Here is an 18,453-nt window from a genome sequence, read left to right on the forward strand (position 1 = left end):
TTTCTGTTTAGTGACAGGATACTGCTTACCTCACCCTAATGAAGTAGGATTCTTTGTTACTCAATATGATTTGCTTCAAAGCGATCAAGCAATGCACGCACTTCATCTGTTGATTTCGTGTTCATCAATTGGCTTCTTAACTCACCGGCACCTCGGAATCCCTTGACATATATTTTGAAAAAGCGATGAAGCCCTGTGATGGAGCGTGGGAGTACTTCCTCATATTGATCTTGAAGATTCAGCTGAAGTCTTAAAAGGTCGAGATACTCTTTACTGCTATGCTCCTTTGGTTCTTTTTCAAAAGCAAAGGGATTTTTAAAAATACCTCGTCCAATCATTACGCCATCAATCCCATATTTTTCGGCAAGCTCTAGCCCCGTTTGTCGGTCAGGGATGTCTCCATTGATCGTAAGTAGCGTATTAGGTGCGATACGATCGCGTAATTTTTTGATTTCTGGAATGAGCTCCCAATGTGCATCAACTTGGCTCATTTCCTTTCTTGTTCGTAAATGAATCGACAGGTTCGCAATATCTTGTTTGAAAATATGCGTTAACCATTCCTCCCATTCCTCTACATCCTTATAGCCAAGTCGTGTTTTCACACTGACAGGCAGTCCACTCGCCTTTGCAGCTTGAATCAATTCTGCCGCCACATCTGGACGTAGAATAAGGCCACTACCTTTCCCTCTCGATGCCACATTTGGCACAGGACAGCCCATATTAATATCGATACCTTTAAAACCTAGCTCTGCCATGCCAATACTCATTTGACGGAAATACTCAGGATTATCCCCCCAAATATGTGCCACCATCGGCTGCTCATCTTCCGTAAAAATCAAACGCCCACGCACACTTTTCTGTCCCTCTGGATGACAATAGCTATCCGAATTTGTAAACTCTGTGAAAAATACGTCCGGTCTTCCGGCTTTACTGACTACTTGACGGAAAACAACATCTGTGACATCTTCCATCGGAGCCAGTACAAAAAATGGACGCGGCAAATCACGCCAAAAATTATCTATCATGTAATTCCAAATCCTCTCACTATCTGTATAACTCACTTTAACTCAAAAACAACTGTATGAAACATTATAAAAAGCAGATGGTATAGAGTTTTTCTATATCAACTGCTTTTCTATTATACCAACTCTAGCCACGCAACCGCTTCACAATGCGTGGAATGCGGGAACATATCTACTGGTTGAATCTTTTGTGTTTGGTAGCCGCCATCCTCCAAAATACGAAGGTCGCGTGCTAGTGTGGCTGGGTTGCAGGAGACATAGACCACTCGTTTTGGTCGTTGCTCTAAAATGGTTTTTAAAAGTGCTTCATCACAGCCTTTACGTGGTGGATCAACTACCAGTACGTCTGCTTCCTTTCCTTCCTTATACCATCTTGGTATAACTTCCTCAGCTGGGCCGGCCTCAAAATAAGTATTTGTAAAACCATTTAGGACCGCGTTACGTTTGGCATCTTCTATCGCTTGTGGGACAATTTCAACCCCCATGACTGCCTTTGCCTTTTGTGCAAGGAACAAGGAGATTGTTCCAATTCCACAATAAGCATCAATCACTCGTTCATCCCCTTGCAAGTTAGCATAATCAAGTGCTTGTTTATAAAGTACTTCAGTTTGCTCTGGGTTGACCTGATAGAAGGAGCGAGCGGAAATTTCAAAGCGTACGTCGCCAATTGTATCAATAATGACGTCCTTGCCCCAAAGGTTCAGTGTGTCATCACCAAAAATCACATTCGTTTTCTCATGATTCACATTTTGCATAATTGAAGTGACGTTCGGAACAAGCTTTTGAATTACTGCAATGGCTGCTTCTTTTTGTTGTAATTTTTTCTTTTTCGTCACGAGGACAACCATGACCTCACCTGTTGCCCGTGCTTTACGAATGACAACATGGCGCAACATGCCCTCGTGGGAAAGTTCATTGTATGGGCGCATGCCTATCGCTACTAATTCTTTTTTCAAGCCTGCTAAAATTGCATCTGCTTCTCCTGTTTGGATCAAGCAACGCTCCATATCCACAATGCTATGCGTCTTTGTTTTATAGAAACCAGCAATAGCTTGTCCTGCTTCATTTTCAGAGAAAGGAATTTGCGCCTTATTTCGATAATGCCAAGGCTCTTTCATTCCTTTTACAGGCAGAACAGGTGCATCAATTTTACCAATGCGTTGCATCACATTGCGCACCATATTTTCTTTCCATTTGAGCTGGCCCTCATAGGATAAATGCTGTAATTGACAGCCACCGCATTGTGTAAAGTAATCGCATGGAGCTTTTACTCGATCGGGTGATGGCTTAATAATATCTACAACTTTTGCAAAGCCATAATTTTTTAAAGTTTTCATCACATGGATTTCGGCTGTTTCGTTCGGAAGTGCGCCTTGTATAAATAATGGATAGCCATCCACCTTAGCGACACCATTGCCATCATGTGTTAAGTCTTCTATATAAACTGAAAGTCGTTCATTCTTTTTCACGGGTGCTGACATTCGTACATCCTCCATTTCAATCTCCTTATTGTAGCATGTGTTGGCGAATGAAAAAAGAACAAGACCTGCCCGTTATGCGGTTCTTCTAACTAACTTGAAAAAAGAGCCGCTATTCGCGACTCTTTCCTTGCTCTTTTGTTATATGATAATCCCTTGGTGCCCACCAAAATGCACACAAGATTCCAAGAATGACGACAATAAAAGGCGCATAAAAAATTAAAAAACTTTGCATATACTAATTTCCTCCTATGCGTGATTGTCTTCTTTTCCGGTCACATAGTTTTTATTGAATAAGAATAATTTCATCAATAAATAAAGTGATGGAAGTAGGAGACACAGTCCTAAAATAAAGGCAATGATTAAAGCAATTGCCATTTGTGTACTTGTGAAGCCATCATAAATCGTTAAATATGGATACAGTAAATATGGGTATTGCGCAATACCATAAGCGAAAAATGCTACCGCAAATTGTGCAATCAGAAGTGCAACTGCAAGCCCATATTTTTTACGCATTGCAATGAGGAACACTGTAATTATAAATAATATGGCTGATATTGCAAACATCCACCATAAATTCACCATGTGACTATAACTTTCAGGATTAATGGACTTCATCTCATACATAATGCCTAATGCGCTGATCATCAAAGGAGCTGCCCATAAAAGTGCATATTTTCTCATTAGCTTCGTAGCTTCAATGTCATTCGCTTTATGAGCATACCAAGTTAAGAATACTGCGGAAATGTAAAGTACAGCGGCAATACTCAGTACCACAATGCTCCAAGCAAATGGACTCGTATATAAAGTCCAATAGTTTAAAACAGGCTGCCCGTTAACGAGATCCACATACCCTCCACCAGCAATAGCAAAGACAACAGACAACGATGCAGGAATTAATAAACCTGCTACACCATAGGTCAGCGTGTAACCAATATGTCCTCTTGTACCATACGATTCAAAGGCATAATAGGAACCCCGAATGGCTAATAGTACAAGGGAAATGCTGACTGGTATAAGTAAAATGGTTCCATAGTAAAAAGCAGTTTGCGGGAAAAATCCTACGATCCCTACAAAGAAGAATACCAAAAAGACATTGGTTACTTCCCAAACAGGCGATAAATATCGTTTAATAATATTCGTTAAAATATGATTCTTCCCAATCAGTAGGCTATAGGCGTTAAAGAAACCTGCACCGAAATCAATCGATGCGACAATGACATAGCCAAATAGGAAAATCCACAATACTGAAATACCAAGAATCTCTAATGTCATAGGATGTCACCGCCTTTTTCAGAGTGGCGATCTTCAATCTCACGCTCAATGGGATTCTTTTTAAACATTCGCACCAAGACGACAATGCTTCCTACCGCTAAAACTGCATATACACCTGCAAACAACAACAGCATTAAATCCACATGATCACTCGTTGTGGCCCCTTCTGGAGTTCGCATCAAGCCATAAAGAATCCATGGTTGACGTCCAACCTCAGCAAGCCACCAGCCCGCTTCAATAGCAATGATAGAAAGTGGCCCCCCCGCCACAATGATCCATCGATACCAGCGTGAATGAATAAACTGCCAGCCCCGTGCTTTCCCTACAACATACAGTAATGAAACTAGCACCATAAACATACCTATGGAGACCATAATATCAAAAAGATAATGAATATAGAGTGGTGGTAGATCCTCTTCCTCGAATTGATCTAATCCAATTACCTCTGCATTAGGATTAAAATGTGCAAGAATGCTTAAAGCATACGGAATTTTGATGGCATATTTCACTTCTTCTCCATCTAGCACGCCAAATAAAACAAGAGAAGCCTTTCCTTCCGTTTCAAAATGCCATTCCGCTGCAGCTAATTTTTCTGGTTGATATTCCGCTAAGTATTTTCCTGAGAAATCTCCAATCACAGCTGCTGCAATGGAGAAAATTAAACCAATTTTCATCAGTAACAGTAATGCTTTTTTATGGTATACATGTTTCGATCCTTTAAGCATTCGGTATCCTGCTATAGCGGCTAGAACAAATGCAGATGTCATATACGCTGTTACTAGTACATGCGCCACCTTTGTAGGCATAGCAGGGTTAAACATCGCTAAGAAGGGTTGAATATTAACAAGGTTCCCGTCGACAATATCGAAACCTCTCGGGGCATTCATAAAGGCATTCACGATTGTAATAAATACAGCCGACATCGATGCACCTACTGCAACTGGAATTAACAATAGCATATGCTTTTTCTGACTATCGAAGCGGTCCCAAGTATATAAATAAATGCCCAAAAATATAGCTTCAAAGAAAAATGCAAACGTTTCCAAAAAAAGTGGTAATGCAATGGTTTGACCAGCTAGTTGCATAAAGTTGGGCCATAATAATGATAGTTGTAAGCCAATTGCAGTTCCAGTCACAACACCCACTGCAACCGTAATGACGAAGCCACGTGCCCAACGTCTTGCCATTAAAATATAATGCTCATCATTCTTTTTATACCCAGTCCATTGAGCAATCATAATCATTAACGGGACACCAACTCCTATCGTTGCATAAATGATGTGGAACGATAAAGTTAACTCAGTTAATGCACGACTCCAATAGACTGCTGATTCGTTTATCATCTCATTGCCCCCTAGCTCCCAAATATTCTTCCAAGAATGGAAAGTAGCATAATGATTGCAACACCAAAGCTTAGCCAAATAAGCTTCTTCTCCTGTGACTTATACAAAAGCAACACTTCCTTTCCTTTATCCATACCCCATTTTCCACTATTACAACGAAAAAAACCTTTATAATGGACCGAAATTTCAGCCTATTAATAAGGTTTCAAAATTTGTTCATGTAATATACGCACATTTGCCAAACATTTTTCTTAATTCATTCACAATCCCTAATTCTAAAGGTTGGACTTACTACATATTTAATTTTTCGCTGCGGGCTATTTGCTTTAGTCTATTATCTTTTTAGTCGTTTTGGTGTTCTTCAAGAGTATGCTGATTCCTTTATACAAAAAAGCTCATCCTCGCTAAAACGAAGATGAGCTTTTCATATATTATATACGGTCCTCTTCGCGAATATCAGCAAGAGGGACAAAAATTTCGATATGACGCTTTAAATTTTCAAAGGTAGCTGGAGCGTCTCCGCCATATTCACCATCTAGATTAAGATGTACTTCGTTTTCAGTAGTGACTTTGACAACACTCGCTTTTTTGTAAATGACACGGTCATCATTTAAATGTTCGCCTCTTAATGCCATAGCCGCTAGTTGAATAAACTCAGGTAGGCTAACCTTCTTTAACACTAATAATGTAAAGAATCCATCATTGATACTTGCATCTGGTGCAAGTTTTTCAAAGCCTCCTACAGAGTTGGTTAAACCACATAAGAACATCATGGCATCCCCGTCAAACACTTCCCCATCATATTCTATACGCATATGGGAGGCTTTGATGGATGGAATCATTTCCACTGCTTTTAAATAGTAGGCTAACTGCCCAAGCATTGTTTTCATTTTACTTGGTACTTCATATGTTAGCTCCGTAATCCGTCCGCCAGCAGCAATGTTGATGAAATAGCGTTCGCCATTTAATAGACCGACATCCACTGGCAATGTATCGCCTTGTATAATAATGTCTACCGCTTCATCAATATTTCGCGGGATATGCACGGCACGGGCAAAATCATTTGTAGTGCCCATTGGAATTAGACCAACTTTTGGACGGTTTTCAAATGGACTTACACCTGAAACAACTTCATTTAAAGTGCCATCTCCACCAACTGCGATGATTATATCAAAGCCACGGTCTACTGCATCTTTTGCTGCAAGTGTTGCATCGCCTTCACCGGTTGTTGCGTGACAGGATGTTTCATAGCCTGCTACTTCTAATTTTTCCAACACCTCTGGTAGATGCTTCTTAAACGCTTCGCGTCCAGATGTAGGATTATAAATGATTCTTGCTCGTTTCATAACATACCTTCCTGCTTCATAAGATTCTATTTCATTCAACGATTTACTCGCTAAAATGTTGCATTACGTTTGTTACTTTTGTAACGCGTTTGTCACCTGTTTTTTAAAGTCTTCATAGACATACGTCCAATATACTTGGTTCGTTATATTTTCCTCACGAATCTCCGCATAAAGGGCCTTTTGAGCCTCTTCAAATGTTGGATCTTCTTTATCTGGTAAGCTTGCGCGCTTCGTTACAACAAGCTCTTGTAATTCAGGTGCACGTGGACCCCATTTTCCAATCACCTCACCAGTGCTATCTAATAGCAAGTAAATTGGAATAGCACGGCCTCCATTTGTTAAATAACGATCAATTAGATCTGTATCAGCATCACGGAACACTGTACGCATGTCCAATCCAGCTGCTTCAGCAACACGACGAACGATTGGATTGTTTAACATAGCATCTCCGCACCAATCTTCCGTAATCGTTAAAATTTTTGGTTGCTTGTCTTTTAATAATTCAATAAAGCCATCGTTTGTTGGCACTGCAAAGTCGTCATAAATGCGGAAGCTCTCTTCTTTAAGAGTCGTCATATTGTCCATATATTGTTGAATCGAAATAGCTTCATTAAAATATTGTTGTTCTGTTTTCATTGGTTCTCGTCCCCCTTATAATTATCTATTCTATATTTTGCTATGAATACTCCTTTTAAACAACTATTAAGTGTTACAAATTTCAATTTTGTTACATTTATGAAAAATAATAGCCAAGAAAGCGATTAAGCTCTCTCGGCTACTATGTTACAACGATTAATTATCGTTTGGCAATTTCTTGTTGCAATAATTTATTGACCATTGGTGGATTCGCTTGACCTTTAGTAGCTTTCATAATTTGACCAACTAAGAAGCCAATAGCACGATCCTTACCATTTTTGAAATCTTCGATAGACTGTGCATTGTTATCTAAAACTTCTGTAACAATGGCTAGTAAAGCACCTTCATCAGAAATTTGAACTAAGCCTTTAGCTTTTACAATTTCTTGTGCAGAACCGCCATTTTCAACTAATTCAGCAAACACTTTTTTACCGATCTTAGAAGAAATAGTACCATTTGTGATTAATTTCACCATTTCAGCAAGGTTTTCAGGTGTTAATGCCGTATCCTTTAAGTCTTTTTGTTCTGCGTTTAAATAAGCAGAAACATCCCCCATCAACCAGTTAGCAGAAAGTTTTGCATCTGCACCGTTGACGATCATGGACTCGAAGAAGTCAGAAATTTCCTTAGAAATAACAAGAACTCCTGCATCATACGGTGTTAATCCTAGCTCTTCAACATAACGTTTTTTACGAGCATCTGGAAGCTCAGGAATTTCTGATTTTACTCGCTCTAGCCATGCGTCATCAATAGAAAGACGAACTAAGTCTGGCTCTGGGAAGTAACGGTAATCATCTGTTCCTTCCTTCACACGCATTAGAATAGTTTTACCCGTTTTTTCATCGAAACGACGAGTTTCTTGGTCAATAACCCCACCTGATAATAATACATCTGCTTGACGTAATTCCTCATGCTCTAAACCACGACGAACATAGTTGAAGGAGTTCAGGTTTTTAAGCTCTGTTTTTGTACCAAACTCTTCTTGACCATAAGGACGAATAGAGATGTTGGCATCACAACGAAGTGATCCTTCTTCCATTTTACAGTCAGACACATCTGTATATTGGATAATTGATTTTAATTTTTCTAAGTAAGCATACGCTTCATTTGGCGTACGAATATCTGGCTCAGATACGATTTCAACAAGCGGAGTACCTTGACGGTTAAAGTCCACTAGTGAGTGATCTCCAGCATGTGAAAGTTTACCCGCATCTTCTTCCATATGAAGACGAGTAATACCGATACGCTTTGTATAGCCATCTACTTCAATATCAATCCAGCCGTTTTTACCGATTGGCTTATCAAATTGTGAAATTTGATAAGCTTTCGGATTATCAGGGTAGAAGTAGTTTTTACGGTCAAATTTTGTTTCTTGTTCGATTTCCATATTTAATGCAAGAGCTGCACGCATAGCGAAATCTACCACATTTTTATTAAGAACTGGTAGGACACCAGGATAGCCTAAATCGATTACTGTTGTATTTGTATTTGGTTCAGCACCAAAGTGAGCAGGTGCTGGTGAGAAGATTTTTGAGTTTGTTTTTAACTCAACGTGTACTTCTAAACCAATGACTGTTTCAAAGTTCATGTTATTTTCCCTCCCACATTTGAGGAACTTGTTTATGGAACTCCGTTGCTTGTTCAAAAGCATGAGCTACACGGTAAATAGTAGCTTCATCGAAGTATTTACCAATTATTTGTAAACCAAGTGGTAGTCCGTTGTCCAAACCACATGGAATGGAAATAGCAGGTACACCCGCTAGGTTCATCGGAATTGTTAAAATATCATTTGCATACATTGTCATCGGATCATCCACATTTTCACCAATTTTGAAAGCTGGTGTTGGTGATGTAGGTCCAATGATGACATCGAAGTCTTCAAATACTTTGTCATAGTCTGCTTTGATCAGTGTACGTGCTTGTTGTGCTTTTTTGTAATACGCATCATACGTACCTGCGCTTAATGAATAAGTTCCAAGCATGATACGACGTTTTACTTCATCCCCAAAACCTTGTGCACGTGTTTCTTTATAAAGGTCCATTAAATTTGTCACGTTGTCTGCACGGAAACCATAACGGATACCATCGAAACGAGATAAGTTAGAAGACGCTTCAGATGAAGAAAGGATGTAGTACGCTGCAAGCGCATATTTCGAATGAGGAAGTGATACTTCTTCTACAGTCGCACCTAAGCCTTTTAATACCTCTAATGCCTCAAGCACTGATTGACGTGCTGCTTCGCCAACACCCTCACCAAGGAATTCCTTTGGTACAGCGATACGTAAGCCTTTAATATCACCAGTAAGAGCTGCAGCATAGTTTGGCACCTCTACGTCAGCCGAAGTAGAATCATTTGGATCTAAGCCCGCAATAGCCTCAAGTAATAACGCATTATCTTCAACATTGCGTGTAATTGGTCCAATTTGATCTAAAGAAGAGGCGAATGCCACTAGACCAAAACGAGACACACGACCATATGTAGGTTTCATCCCTACAACTCCACAGTAAGCTGCTGGTTGACGGATTGAACCACCTGTATCGGAACCAAGAGAGAATGGAACTTCTCCTGCTGCTACTGAAGCTGCAGATGCACCTGAAGATCCTCCTGGCACATGATTTAAATTCCATGGATTTTTTGTTGTTTTGTAGTATGAGTTTTCATTAGATGAACCCATTGCAAACTCGTCCATGTTTAGTTTTCCGACTGTAATCATACCAGCTTCACGTAGCTTGTTGACAACAGTTGCATCATAAATTGGCATAAAGCCTTCCAAAATTTTTGAGGCACAAGTTGTTTCTAAGCCTTCTGTTACGATATTGTCTTTCACACCGATCGGAAGACCAAATAGCGGTCCACGCTCTTCAAATGGTACCTTATCCATTTCAGCAGCTTGTACAGTTGCTTTTTCTTCGTTTGAAGCAAGGAATGCTTGTACATCGCCATCAAGCTTTGCAATGCGCTCGTATGCTTCTTTCGTTAAGTCAGCGATAGATAAGTTACCTGCTTTAATTTCCGCTTGTAACTCCTTAGCTGAACGTTCAAATAACGTCATGAGGAATCCTCCTATGTTTTAGTATTACATGATAGCTGGTACTTTTACTTGACCATCTTCTTGTTCTTTTACGTTTAACATCATTACTTCACGGTCTAGACCTTTTACTGCAACATCTTCTCGCATTACATTGACTAATGGTAAAACATGCGTTGTAGGTTCAACATTCGCTGTATCTAGTTCGTTTAATTGCTCTGCAAAGTCAGTAATTTTACCAAGCTGTTCAGCAAACTTCTCAGCTTCCTCTTCAGTAATTGCAAGACGTGCTAAATTTGCCACGTGCTTTACTTCTTCTTTTGTTAATTTAGCCATTTTTTACACCTCCGAATACTTGCTCCATTTATTGTTTTTATTGATAACAATAGGGTTGGATAAAGTTTTAACCATGCCAATAATCATAACATTTTTCCTATTAAAAATCACAACTTTCACCAAAAATATAGAAACTTTCACTACTATAACGAAGTGTTGTTAATCTATACCAGTTGTTTTCCTTTAAGTATCTCTATCTACATAAAAAAATAGTCAGCACAAAGGCTGACTATATTATTCATAGACATGTACATAAGGATCCGTATCATTGGCCTTTTTATTGATTAATGCCTCCGGACCATTGACAGAAGTAATACTCACCTCAACATGAATATTATTAAATCGATTGATTAGAATACCTGTCAAATATTGTGTAAATCCAATGATTTCTGCTTTACCGAAAAATTGAATAGGAATTTCGATCGTCAGTTTTTGGATTTCTTTATTGCGATAGAAACCTGTACCAATAACACTTGTATAATTTGAGAAATATTTATCAACATCTTGCTTAAAGATTTTGAAGTTTTTACTCACGTCTCGATAAACATCCTGCGAATCATCTGTTGGGAATAATACATAATTTTCATCTATCCCTTCCCAATCAGCAATGTTGTTCTGTCCAGCTTTTGCTACACCATAGCTGAAATAGGCGCCGGGAATAATCTGATTGCGGGCTTGTTGCTTAAACAAGCCAACTACAATTGGAATATCCTTTAGCTCATCACCTGTACGTAAACGTGAAACGATCTCAGCAGCCATTTTTTTGCCTTGTTCAACAAGCTCAGACTCTGATATTGGTTCCTCGTAATATTCGCCATACTGTTCTTTTTGATAATAATAAATAGAATTAAGCGCAAGTCCTATTGAAATTCCACCTAATTTTACTTTATTATCTTTAGTTTTTGTTAAGTAATTTTGCTCAACAATATGAGATAAGTAAATAGGTGCCTTTTTTGCTCGCTCTTCGGGTGTCATTGTATCAGTTATCGGTGGATTTAATCCATCTTCTGTCTGAGAGCTTCGAGCCAGCCAAGAGCTGACTGTACTTTCAGCTAAATATTGACCCTCTTGAAAGTAATAGTTTTCAGTGTCAAACTCATGGTGAGAGAGACGCATTAAACCTGCTTCTACTTCCTTCATATCATATTTCGTATAAATATTAGATACAACTAGACCTCTACTGGCACTCTCTTTATAAGGAATAAGTGTCTTATAATAAGATTCATCAATTTGTATGCTGGGGATAATAGTTGTTTCAGTTTTTTCATCTTGTTGTGTTTCCTGCGTAAGCTCTGTTCCCCCTTCATTAGAAGGTACACAGCCGACTAACATTGCAGCTGCTACAAGTGCTGGAATGAGTCGAAAAGACTTCATTTTATTTAGTGCTCCTTTACTCATAATCAATTTGGTTCGACGAATCACTGATAATATTCATTAGCGTAATTCATACCTTTCTTGAGGGTATGTCATCAGTGTTTTTATTAGATAAGGTTAAGTTGTTCAATTAAGTTTTCTTCATTCCAAACTTCAATACCTAATTGCTCAGCCTTTGCTAGCTTAGAGCCTGCATCCTCGCCTGCGATAACAAGGTCCGTTTTTTTGCTGACACTGCCTGTGACAGTCCCACCTAACTCTTCTATTTTCGCCTTTGCTTCGTTACGTGTCAATTGCTCAAGTTTACCAGTTAAAACAATTGTTTTTCCTGCAAAAGGATTATCGCCTACCACTACTTCTACTTTTTTTCCTTTAAAGGTCATATTCACGCCTACCTCAGCAAGACGTTCAATGACTGCACGTGCGTCATCATTTGAAAAATATTCAACTAATGAAGATGCCATTTTATCACCAATCTCATAAATAGCCACAAGTTGTTCCTCTGTTGCTGCCATGACCGCTTCCATGGAACCAAATTGCTCTGATACGATTTTTGCAGCCTTTTCACCAACATGACGAATTCCTAGACCAATCAATAAACGCTCCATGGAATTTTCCTTCGAAGCTTGAATCGCATTGACTAAATTGGTGGCAGATTTTTCACCCATCCGTTCTAGTTCAACCAATTGCTCTATTGTTAAATGATATAAATCAGAAACATCATGTATTAAGTCTGCACGTAATAACTGCTCAACTACTTTATCTCCAAGACCATCAATATTCATAGCATTACGAGATACAAAATATTTAATGCTTTCTGCAATTTGAGCAAAGCATGCAGGATTTACACAGCGTAAAGCAACTTCACCCTCAATACGAATCAATTCACTATCACATACCGGACAATTTTGGGGCATCTCAAACGGTACAGAGTTTTCAGGACGCTGCTCGATTAGCACACCGACCACTTGTGGAATAATATCACCAGCTTTTCGAATAATGACCGTATCCCCGAGGCGTATATCTTTCTCTCGAATAAGGTCTTCATTGTGTAATGAAGCTCGTTGCACTGTTGTCCCTGCAACTTGAACTGGCGTTAAAATAGCTGTTGGTGTGACAACCCCTGTACGCCCTACTGTTAAATCAATATCTAGTAGTGTCGTGACAACTTCCTCTGCTGGGAATTTATAAGCAATAGCCCAGCGTGGACTTTTTGCCGTATAGCCTAGCTCATCCTGTTGAGCATAGCGGTCGACTTTTATAACGATCCCATCAATTTCATAGGCTAAATGTGGTCGGTGTTCTGTCCAATGCTCAATAAAGGCCATTACTTCTTCGATTGTAGAGCAACGCTGACGCTCTTTATTGGAAGGGAAACCTAGATCCTCTAAATAATCAAGCATTTCTGCATGTCCGTCGATACCATAAACCTCACCATCACCACCAATGGCATAGATGAAAGTCGATAGTTGGCGACTTGCTGCAATTTTAGGGTCTAACTGCCGTAAAGAGCCTGCAGCAGCATTACGTGGATTAGCAAATAGTTCTTCACCATTGTCAGCACGTTGGGCATTTAATTTTTCAAATGATTTTTTTGGCATGTACGCTTCACCGCGTACTTCTATTGTAATCGGTTCTTTTAAACGGAGAGGTATGGCATGAATGGTCTTTAAATTGGCTGTAATTTCTTCCCCTACAACACCATCTCCTCTTGTTGCTCCTTGGACAAACACGCCATTTTCATATTTTAACGAAATGGCAAGACCATCTATTTTCAGCTCACATACATAAGAGAAATGATCCCCAATAGCCTGTCGAACCTTACGATCAAATTCTTGTAAATCTGCTTCGTTAAAAGCGTTTGATAGACTTAGCATCGGGTAATCATGTGTCACCTTTTTAAAGCCTTCTACAACTGTTCCTCCAACACGCTGAGTAGGTGAATCGGGAAAAACAAGTGATGGATTGGCCTCTTCTAAGGCAATCAATTCATGCAATAATTGATCATAAACACTGTCAGCAACGACCGGTTTATCTAGTACATAATAGGCATAACCATATTCATGTAATAATTTATTTAACTCCGCTATTCGCTGTTCTATTTCGTTCATTTACGTTCCTCCGCTTACGCTTTTTCAATCGGTGCAAATTGTGCCAGTAATCGCTTAATACCAATTGGTTGTGGAAAAGCAATATCAAGCTCAGTACTATCACCTTCGCCTTTTACACTTACAACCATACCTGTGCCCCACTTTTTATGGACGGCTTTATCTCCAGCCTTCCAGCCATACTGATCTCCGCCTGTTGATTGTAAGCGAGCTGTGGCAGGCTGAGTTTGTTGAACGGACCCAAGTGTACGTTTTTGATAACCACCTGTTGAACGATTGCTAGTAGCAAACGGTACATTCGTTTTAGCACCAGCTTTAGAAATAGACTCGGTAATATCTTCAGAAATCTCACCTAAAAATCTTGAAGCATTATTAAAGCTTGAACGACCAAAAATCGTTCGGCTTTGTGCACATGTTAAATATAGTCGTTCCTCTGCACGCGTCACACCAACATACATAAGGCGACGTTCTTCTTCCATTTCATCTTGATCATCAAGAGAGCGTGAATGCGGGAAGATGTTTTCCTCCATACCGATAATAAAAACAATAGGAAATTCCAAGCCCTTAGCAGCATGCATCGTCATTAAAATAATATTTCCCTTGGATGCATCCTCTTTATCAAGAGCATCGATATCAGCTATTAATGCCAAATCCGTTAAAAATGCTATAAGACTTTTATCATCACTGCGCTCTTCAAATGATTTTGTGACAGATAAAAATTCTTCAATATTCTCTAAACGACTTTCAGCTTCTATCGTCTTTTCATTTTGTAGCATTGTGCGGTAGCCAGATTTATCAATGACTTGCTCAACTAGTTCAGTGACCGATAAATATTCTTGCATTTCTGTAAAACCTTTAATCATTGCATAAAATTGTTCTGCTGAGTTTGCCGCTTTCCCAGACAGACCCATGAAAATGAGATCATTCATAGCATCAAAAATGGAGCGATCCTGCTCGATAGCATAGCGGGCCATTTTCTCAAAAGATGTGGCACCAATACTACGCTTTGGTTCATTAATAATACGTGCAAGTGATAAATCATCGTCATTATTAGCAATTAGGCGCAAATAAGCAAGTAAGTCTTTAATTTCTTTTCGATCATAGAACTTTGTTCCGCCAACAATTTGATAAACCATATTGGATTTAACTAGTACTTCCTCCATCACACGAGACTGAGCATTCGTACGATATAATATGGCAAAATCATCAAATGTACGATTTTCCTTTTCCATCAACTGTTGGATGGTTTGTACAACAAATTGTGCTTCTTCCTGCTCATTATAAGCTTTGTATAGCGCAATTTTTTCACCCTCTGCATTTTCTGTGCGCAGTTCTTTTGGATAACGTGTTGTATTATTTTGAATGACGTCATTTGCTGCTTGTAGGATGCGTTTAGTTGAACGATAATTTTGTTCAAGCATAATCACCTTAGCATTCGGATAATCCTTTTCAAAGGAGAGGATATTACCAATATCTGCTCCACGCCAGCGATATATTGATTGATCAGAATCCCCTACAACACAAATATTTTTAAATTTTTCAGCTAATAATTGCACAAGTAAGTATTGGGATTTGTTAGTATCCTGATATTCATCTACATGAATATATTGAAATTTATTTTGATAGTATTCCAGCACTTCTGGTACGCGCTTGAACAACGTAATGGTTGTCATAATTAAATCATCAAAATCGAGGGATTGGTTGCGACGTAATCTTTTTTCATAGCCTTTATAAACACGTGCAACGGTTTGTTCATAAGGGTTTTTATCATTCATTTGACTCGCGTAATCATCTGCTGTAATGCACTCGTTTTTGGCTGCACTAATAGCATTTAAAATCGCTCGTGGCTCAAACCGCTTCGGATCGATATTCTCATCCTTCATTACATTTTTAATCACCGAAAGTTGATCCGTAGAATCTAGAATGGAAAAATTACGAGATATGCCTAGTTGATCGATATTGCGACGTAAAATTCTTACACACATGGAGTGGAAAGTTGATACCCACATACTATCACCAGTTCCATTGCCTAGAATACCGTCAATACGCTCTCGCATTTCACGAGCAGCTTTATTAGTAAATGTAATGGCTAAAACTTTGGATGGATATACTTCCTTTTCTATGATTAAGTAAGCAATACGATGTGTTAATACTCGGGTTTTTCCTGATCCAGCACCAGCCATGATCAGTAGTGGTCCCTCAGTGGTTTTGACCGCTCTTTCTTGTTCAGGATTCATCCCTGCTAGTAAATTTTTTGTTAACTGTTCCATTTCGCACCGCCTTACAAACATTTGTTCTAAAATTATAACGTATTTTTAACAGCCTTAACAGTCGCAAGTGCCACTTTTAAATCATCATAAATAATATTTCCAACTACAACCGTATCTGCGAACTGGGCCATTTCCTCTGCCTGCTTGGCTGATGTAATTCCCCCACCATAAAATAGCTTAGTATGCTTTAATTCATTTTTCACAGCACTTACTACCTCTGGATTCCCGTAAATTCCACTGTACTCTAAATAAAATACGGGAAGTTTAAAGAAATTTTCTGCCATACGTGCATAGGCTACGATATCGTCAATTGATAAATCTGTTGTAGCACCTGTTACTTGTGCCACTTTACAATCTGGATTTAAAATACAATAACCTTCTGCAACTAATTCATCCCACACCATGATATCTCCAAATTCTTTAATTGCTGCATGATGCAAATTTTTAATCCATTTTGGATCATCACTATTTAAGACCGTCGGAATGAAGTAATAGTCATAGCCCGGTGTAATCGCATCAATCGTGGAAATTTCTAAAGCTATCGGGACTTCGAATCTTCTAACACGAACTAGTAAATCTAATACCCCATCCAATGTAACATTATCTGTGCCACCGACTAAAATAACGTCAGTTCCAGATTCACAAATTTTTTCTAAGTCTTCATCTGAAATGTCCTTTGCAGGATCTAACTTGAACACATGTCTCCATTCTAAATAATCCATTTATTTTACCACCTATCGTTTTCTATCTATTCGTTTACAAGTATAGCTTATGATGGACGACAAAAAAATGAAAAAGACTGAGTAGAACTTCTACCCAGTCTCATTTTCAACTATTATTTTGGTGCTTGAAACGGTTTCTCATCAGGATACAAACGACCTAGCATTTCATCATATGTATCGTTTCCATAATCAAAGCAACGACGAACACGTGAAATCGTTGCAGTACTTGCACCCGTTTCCTTTTTAATGGATTCATAGGTTTTCTTTAAACGCAATAAATGTGCAACCTCAAAGCGTTGTGCCAACGATTGAATTTCACTAATCGTACATAAATCATCAAAAAACTTATAGCATTCTTCGATGTCTTTCAGCTCTAACACTGCTTTAAATAATTGATCTGTTTGATGCCCTCGAATTTTTTCGATTTGCATGCAATTTTCCTCCCTTTAAGGCTGCGTTTTCACCATTGCTTGTAACCCTGGTGAAGATGGTACAAAATGGACCCAAGACTTTCCTGGTACTAGCTTTACAGGTTCCCCTGATTGCTCAACAGCCGTTGGTATTCCATTCACATTAGCCCATTTGACTTCCCTCAAATAGCCATTTTGAAATACATACGCATTTCCACCAGAAGTTAAATCAATTGTTTGGCGACCAATATCATCCACTATTTGGTGATCCATTTCAAAAAATAGAACATTTGCCAATGATAATGCTTCGCCGGTTAACATATCTTTTGTGTCCACGCCAGCCGATTGTCGTTCATAGTGATTACTTTGATGATCATACACATACGAATTGTGGAAATCTTCATTATTTCCATAGTAAATGTCAACTTGACTTGTTTCAATGCCTATTTTACCACGTTCATCGGGTTCATAAAAAGCCTGAAGTACTTTTTCACTGTAATTCATTGAAGCGCCTACCATTTCAGCACCTTTTATTATCTTTTCCGATGTAATATATGAATTGTGCGGTGCAACTCGTTCGCTTGAACGTTTAAAAAGTATACCATCATAAGCCATTCCATTGATATTATCGACTACACGATTATCGAGCATCGTTTTCGCCTCTGGACTATAGCCATGAGCTACATAAAAGGCATCGAAACCTTTTGCCATATCGATAAAATAGGAGCGTGCACTACGAACAGGTCCTATATTTTCAGGCAGCTCACTTTGATAAACTGCTAAAAAGCGAGTGACATTACCTTCTGCCAGCATCTCATAAATGATATCAGCTGCAGCTAACCCTGATTGTGGGCGTGCGGCTGGATGATTATTAATCGTCACGATAATAGGCCGCTGAGTTATTTCTTCTTGCACTGCCTCTCCTGTAAGTGGGGCTACGAATGCAGGTTGCTGCACTTGGTCATCAACTACGGTTTCTTCCTGTGCTACAGTCTCATCTTCTTCTTTGACCTTTGGTGTATCCTTCGAGCATCCTCCGATCACTAAAGCGCTAAATGCCATAGCCATTAATAACTTCCTTGATTTGAACACAAGCATTACTCT

At 39.0% G+C, this 18,453-nt stretch carries 16 protein-coding genes; all 16 read right to left on the reverse strand.

Annotation, left to right across the window (positions count from 1 at the left end; translation table 11 throughout):
- Positions 1-56 precede the first annotated feature (56 nt).
- Positions 57-1,025: a tRNA dihydrouridine synthase gene (locus AC1Q6O_RS19865; protein ID WP_107922552.1), complete on the reverse strand. Its 969-nt coding sequence runs from the start codon at positions 1,023-1,025 to the stop codon at positions 57-59.
- A 113-nt stretch (positions 1,026-1,138) separates the two neighbouring features.
- Positions 1,139-2,503, reverse strand: coding sequence for a 23S rRNA (uracil(1939)-C(5))-methyltransferase RlmD (rlmD, locus tag AC1Q6O_RS19870; RefSeq protein WP_090002998.1), 1,365 nt, complete (start codon positions 2,501-2,503; stop codon positions 1,139-1,141).
- Between the two features lie 109 nt (positions 2,504-2,612).
- Positions 2,613-2,735 carry a cytochrome bd oxidase small subunit CydS family protein gene (gene cydS / locus AC1Q6O_RS19875; RefSeq protein WP_012292033.1) on the reverse strand — a complete coding sequence of 41 codons (123 nt, stop codon included), beginning with the start codon at positions 2,733-2,735 and terminating at the stop codon, positions 2,613-2,615.
- A gap of 14 nt (positions 2,736-2,749) precedes the next feature.
- Positions 2,750-3,775, reverse strand: a complete 1,026-nt coding sequence (locus AC1Q6O_RS19880) for a cytochrome d ubiquinol oxidase subunit II (RefSeq protein ID WP_090002986.1) — start codon at positions 3,773-3,775, stop codon at positions 2,750-2,752.
- On the reverse strand, positions 3,772-5,118 hold the full coding sequence (locus AC1Q6O_RS19885) for a cytochrome ubiquinol oxidase subunit I (RefSeq protein WP_089986797.1): 1,347 nt from the start codon (positions 5,116-5,118) through the stop codon (positions 3,772-3,774). The genes AC1Q6O_RS19880 and AC1Q6O_RS19885 overlap by 4 nt, the downstream gene beginning before the upstream one ends.
- Before the next feature lie 431 nt (positions 5,119-5,549).
- A complete protein-coding gene (locus AC1Q6O_RS19890) occupies positions 5,550-6,464 on the reverse strand; it encodes a diacylglycerol kinase (protein ID WP_036120668.1) in 915 nt (304 codons plus the stop codon).
- Between the two features lie 72 nt (positions 6,465-6,536).
- Positions 6,537-7,100, reverse strand: a complete 564-nt coding sequence (locus AC1Q6O_RS19895) for a thioredoxin family protein (RefSeq protein WP_090002987.1) — start codon at positions 7,098-7,100, stop codon at positions 6,537-6,539.
- Positions 7,101-7,260: 160 nt separating this feature from the next.
- A complete protein-coding gene (gatB, locus tag AC1Q6O_RS19900; RefSeq protein WP_008173646.1) occupies positions 7,261-8,688 on the reverse strand; it encodes an Asp-tRNA(Asn)/Glu-tRNA(Gln) amidotransferase subunit GatB in 1,428 nt (475 codons plus the stop codon).
- Position 8,689: 1 nt separating this feature from the next.
- Positions 8,690-10,153: an Asp-tRNA(Asn)/Glu-tRNA(Gln) amidotransferase subunit GatA gene (gene gatA / locus AC1Q6O_RS19905; protein WP_090002989.1), complete on the reverse strand. Its 1,464-nt coding sequence runs from the start codon at positions 10,151-10,153 to the stop codon at positions 8,690-8,692.
- A gap of 24 nt (positions 10,154-10,177) precedes the next feature.
- Positions 10,178-10,465 carry an Asp-tRNA(Asn)/Glu-tRNA(Gln) amidotransferase subunit GatC gene (gatC, locus tag AC1Q6O_RS19910; RefSeq protein WP_008173651.1) on the reverse strand — a complete coding sequence of 96 codons (288 nt, stop codon included), beginning with the start codon at positions 10,463-10,465 and terminating at the stop codon, positions 10,178-10,180.
- Positions 10,466-10,699: 234 nt separating this feature from the next.
- Entirely contained in the window at positions 10,700-11,839 is a 1,140-nt protein-coding gene (locus tag AC1Q6O_RS19915) for a CamS family sex pheromone protein (RefSeq protein WP_089986794.1), read from the reverse strand.
- Between the two features lie 107 nt (positions 11,840-11,946).
- Positions 11,947-13,950: an NAD-dependent DNA ligase LigA gene (ligA, locus tag AC1Q6O_RS19920; RefSeq protein WP_171365962.1), complete on the reverse strand. Its 2,004-nt coding sequence runs from the start codon at positions 13,948-13,950 to the stop codon at positions 11,947-11,949.
- A gap of 14 nt (positions 13,951-13,964) precedes the next feature.
- A complete protein-coding gene (gene pcrA, locus AC1Q6O_RS19925) occupies positions 13,965-16,217 on the reverse strand; it encodes a DNA helicase PcrA (RefSeq protein ID WP_171365961.1) in 2,253 nt (750 codons plus the stop codon).
- Between the two features lie 32 nt (positions 16,218-16,249).
- Positions 16,250-16,939, reverse strand: coding sequence for a heptaprenylglyceryl phosphate synthase (gene pcrB, locus AC1Q6O_RS19930; RefSeq protein ID WP_008173655.1), 690 nt, complete (start codon positions 16,937-16,939; stop codon positions 16,250-16,252).
- A gap of 113 nt (positions 16,940-17,052) precedes the next feature.
- Complete coding sequence (locus tag AC1Q6O_RS19935; protein ID WP_008173656.1) at positions 17,053-17,370, reverse strand: YerC/YecD family TrpR-related protein; 318 nt, start codon at positions 17,368-17,370, stop codon at positions 17,053-17,055.
- Positions 17,371-17,385: 15 nt separating this feature from the next.
- Positions 17,386-18,441, reverse strand: a complete 1,056-nt coding sequence (locus tag AC1Q6O_RS19940) for a DUF3048 domain-containing protein (RefSeq protein WP_090002990.1) — start codon at positions 18,439-18,441, stop codon at positions 17,386-17,388.
- Between the last annotated feature and the right edge of the window lie 12 nt (positions 18,442-18,453).

The sequence above is a fragment of the Lysinibacillus sp. GW823-FHT06C08 genome, from assembly GCF_058795135.1.

Bases quoted from the DNA above. Each gene is read 5' to 3' on its own strand.
- AC1Q6O_RS19865 (WP_107922552.1), bottom strand. From the start codon at position 1,025: ATGATAGATAATTTTTGGCGTGATTTGCCGCGTCCATTTTTTGTACTG.
- rlmD (WP_090002998.1), bottom strand. From the start codon at position 2,503: ATGTCAGCACCCGTGAAAAAGAATGAACGACTTTCAGTTTATATAGAA.
- cydS (WP_012292033.1), bottom strand. From the start codon at position 2,735: ATGCAAAGTTTTTTAATTTTTTATGCGCCTTTTATTGTCGTCATTCTT.
- AC1Q6O_RS19880 (WP_090002986.1), bottom strand. From the start codon at position 3,775: ATGACATTAGAGATTCTTGGTATTTCAGTATTGTGGATTTTCCTATTT.
- AC1Q6O_RS19885 (WP_089986797.1), bottom strand. From the start codon at position 5,118: ATGATAAACGAATCAGCAGTCTATTGGAGTCGTGCATTAACTGAGTTA.
- AC1Q6O_RS19890 (WP_036120668.1), bottom strand. From the start codon at position 6,464: ATGAAACGAGCAAGAATCATTTATAATCCTACATCTGGACGCGAAGCG.
- AC1Q6O_RS19895 (WP_090002987.1), bottom strand. From the start codon at position 7,100: ATGAAAACAGAACAACAATATTTTAATGAAGCTATTTCGATTCAACAA.
- gatB (WP_008173646.1), bottom strand. From the start codon at position 8,688: ATGAACTTTGAAACAGTCATTGGTTTAGAAGTACACGTTGAGTTAAAA.
- gatA (WP_090002989.1), bottom strand. From the start codon at position 10,153: ATGACGTTATTTGAACGTTCAGCTAAGGAGTTACAAGCGGAAATTAAA.
- gatC (WP_008173651.1), bottom strand. From the start codon at position 10,465: ATGGCTAAATTAACAAAAGAAGAAGTAAAGCACGTGGCAAATTTAGCA.
- AC1Q6O_RS19915 (WP_089986794.1), bottom strand. From the start codon at position 11,839: ATGAAGTCTTTTCGACTCATTCCAGCACTTGTAGCAGCTGCAATGTTA.
- ligA (WP_171365962.1), bottom strand. From the start codon at position 13,950: ATGAACGAAATAGAACAGCGAATAGCGGAGTTAAATAAATTATTACAT.
- pcrA (WP_171365961.1), bottom strand. From the start codon at position 16,217: ATGGAACAGTTAACAAAAAATTTACTAGCAGGGATGAATCCTGAACAA.
- pcrB (WP_008173655.1), bottom strand. From the start codon at position 16,939: ATGGATTATTTAGAATGGAGACATGTGTTCAAGTTAGATCCTGCAAAG.
- AC1Q6O_RS19935 (WP_008173656.1), bottom strand. From the start codon at position 17,370: ATGCAAATCGAAAAAATTCGAGGGCATCAAACAGATCAATTATTTAAA.